The organism is Enterococcus hermanniensis, assembly GCF_001885945.1.
GTDB lineage: Bacteria > Bacillota > Bacilli > Lactobacillales > Enterococcaceae > Enterococcus_A > Enterococcus_A hermanniensis.
The window spans coordinates 1-1,612 of the sequence record NZ_JXKQ01000034.1 but is presented as its reverse complement, the minus strand read 5'-3'; the positions used below and the strand labels follow the sequence as shown (position 1 = coordinate 1,612).

The following is a 1,612-nucleotide window of genomic DNA, read 5'->3' as shown; positions in this document are numbered from 1 at the left end:
CCATTCGACCCCAACGCTGAAAAATAACAGTGCTTTCAGCGGTGAAATCAGTCGTGTTAGTTGTGACTACAGTTTTTTCAATGTATCGATCAACTACTACAGATGTGTCAGCCACCATTAACCCATCTTTAAAATTCTTGATCCCGCCGATTGTTTGGTTACTTGCTAGTGTGACTGCACGATAATCAATCAACTGAGCAGTCGTAGCTGGCGCCATCGTTTTAGTTGTGTTTGTTCCAGCTTTAGCTTCGTCTGCTGTCGCTAAATTAGTTACGTGATTTTGCGCGATCATTGACTTGATGTAATCGTTTGCTGATACTTTGATTTTCAAATCAAACATTCCGCAATCTAATACCAACCTTGAACCCGTTATTCCGTCAGAAGGCTCAGTATAAATGAATACATAGATAAAACCGTCGCTTTGAATCAGAGTTTTCATGTCATCGTTAGTGATATTTTGAGATAACTCATCGACAGCATTTGATGTTGAACTTACTTCATTTGTCCAACCAGTGCTACTGTAAATTTTTGTTATCAACTTGTTACCACCAGCACTCGATCCAAACCCCCAAACTCTATTAATACCTTTGATATCAAGTGTTTTAAGAACTTCCACTTGAGAAGCAATATCGTTAGCGCCACGTTCAACAAAAAATTGTTCGCCTAACATTTTTTTTGCATAGTGTAAGATGTTATACGACAGTCGCTCATATCTTACTCCATTCACTCCTTGGTTAATTCCGTCACGCAAATCGCCATCAACCGAAGCAAGTTTAGCGTAGTTAGTTGTCGCCTCTTTATTCCCAACAACAAGAGTGGTTGGTTTACCATTCGTTATACCATAATGAGCAAAATTAGGATTTTCAACTACACTGTCAGCGATTTTCCCAACAAAATCACACGTTGCCGACAATTCAGCACTCTCAGCACCAGTTATCTGATCGATCACGTTAGCAGAGCTTTCAGCTTTCGTGAATACGTCGTTGTCGTCAATCTTTTTACTGATTTCATCGATACGAGCATTCAAATTCGTGTTAGCAGTTGTAATACTTTGTTCTAACTGTGTGACTTTAGTTTTAGCTGTAGTAACGTCTGCAGTTAGACTATCAAGTAACGCTTTTGCTTCTAATTTAATTTCAGCAATTGACTCGTGATATTGTTCCATGATCTCGCTGAAACCTTGCCAGTAGTAGTCTTCAAGTTCTGGAACGTCTTCATCAATTGGACTGCGTTTGATATGAAAAGTGAATCGTCCGGCTGTATCAAGTGAGCGAGAGTCTGGCAGTTCAATATAGATTGAACCCTCTACGCGACCTTGATAACCCAGAATGTTGTTTTCTAAAACAATCGATACGATACCATTTACTGCATCTTCGATGACCGCATGATAAATGTGACGACCGATTCCGTCTTCTGCAGTTTCAGAATTAAACTTCAGTAATACTGGAACTATCGTTCCTTCTGCTAATGATTGACTTGTCCCGTCCTTCCGCAATTTAAACAACATTTTTGCCGTTCCTTTGTCATGTGACCAAAAAACAGCTCTCGTCGCGATTGGCTCTTTAGCTTCAGCTTGAATAATGATGATTTCTTCTTTTGTTTTAAACATTAC

General features: G+C 39.5%; 1 protein-coding gene. It reads right to left on the bottom strand.

Annotated elements, in window-relative coordinates; all coding sequences use genetic code 11:
- On the bottom strand, nt 1–1,612 hold a 1,612-nt coding region (locus tag RV04_RS12845; protein ID WP_071858848.1), incomplete at both ends, for a BppU family phage baseplate upper protein.